Here is a 1380-nt window from a genome sequence, read left to right on the forward strand (position 1 = left end):
GGGAGTGTCCGATTAACGGTGGATCCGACCTTGATGTCGGTTAGTTACCGTTCAGGGTGATGCGTCCTTCGAAGGTGATCGCAAACGCATTGAGCGCGGGCTTCCACCTCATTGCCCATCGTGCCTTACCTTTCCCTGTCGGGTCCAGAGCACGCGTGGCCAAGTACAAGCATTTGAGCGCCGCCTGCTCAGTCGGGAAGTGCCCACGCGCCCGTACTGCGCGCCTGTAGCGAGCGTTGACAGACTCGATCGCGTTCGTCGAGCAGATGACGCGCCTGATCTCGACGTCGTAGTCCAGGAACGGAACGAACTCACTCCACGCGTTGTCCCACATCTTGATAATCGCTGGATACTGCTGCCCCCATTTCTGCGTGAACTCAGCGAATCGTTCCCTGGCCGCAAACTCCGACGGAGCGGTGTAGACAGGTTTGAGATCACGCGCCATCGCATCCCAATATTTACGAGAGGCAAAGCGAAAAGTGTTGCGTATCAGATGAATAATGCACGTCTGCACCACAGCGAGTTCCCAGACGGTGTTGATCGCTTCAGGCAATCCTTTGAGTCCGTCGCACACAACGATGCAGACGTCCGCCACACCACGGTTCTTGATCTCGGTCAGGACCGAGAGCCAGAACTTTGCGCCCTCTCCGCCCTCGCCGGCCCAGATCCCGAGGATGTCGCGTTCGCCATTGACGGTGACGCCGATCGCGACATACATCGGCCGGTTGGTGACCTGCCCATCGCGAACCTTCACGTGCACCGCATCGATGAACATCACCGGATACACCCGATCAAGTGGCCGGTTCTGCCACTCCGTCATTTCCCCGACGACCTTGTCGGTGATCCGCGAGATCGTGTCCTTCGACACCGACGCTCCGTAAATATCTTGAAAGTGCGCGGATATCTCGCCGGTCGTCAAACCCTTTGCCGTCAATGACAATACGATCTCATCGATACCCGTCAAGCGTCGCTGACGCTTCTTAACAATCTGCGGGTCGAACGAAGAATCGACGTCGCGTGGCACTTCGATCTCCACCGGCCCGATCTCAGTGAGCACCGTCTTCGAACGGGTACCGTTCCTCGAGTTGCCGCTGCCGCGGCCGGCGGCATCGTGCTTCTCGTAGCCCAGGTGCTCGGTCATCTCCGCGTCTAACGCGGTCTCTAGGACGTTTTTGGTGAGTTGATTGAGGAGTCCGTTCGGGCCCATCAACTCCACGCCCTGCTCCTTGGCCTGAGCCAGGAGCTGCTCGGCCAACTGCTTCTGATCCACCTCAGTCTCTGCCATGGGATCAAGTGTTTCGGTCATCGTCGATCCTTCCCGCCAAGCTCAGCTCGGCGTGTTGAATCAAGGACCGGATCCACCGTTATTCAGACAGTCCC

Annotated in this window: 1 protein-coding gene; it reads right to left on the minus strand. The window is 58.3% G+C overall.

Translation table 11 applies throughout. From position 1 onward, the window contains the following. Nucleotides 1-40: 40 nt before the first annotated feature. Entirely contained in the window at nucleotides 41-1306 is a 1266-nt protein-coding gene (locus tag M1L53_RS33015; RefSeq protein ID WP_003943361.1) for an IS256 family transposase, read from the minus strand. Between the last annotated feature and the right edge of the window lie 74 nt (nucleotides 1307-1380).

It is taken from the genome of Rhodococcus sp. T9N (assembly GCF_024436645.1).
Taxonomy (GTDB): Bacteria; Actinomycetota; Actinomycetes; order Mycobacteriales; family Mycobacteriaceae; genus Rhodococcus_F; species Rhodococcus_F qingshengii.

Bases quoted from the DNA above. Each gene is read 5' to 3' on its own strand.
- M1L53_RS33015 (WP_003943361.1), bottom strand. From the start codon at position 1,306: ATGACCGAAACACTTGATCCCATGGCAGAGACTGAGGTGGATCAGAAG.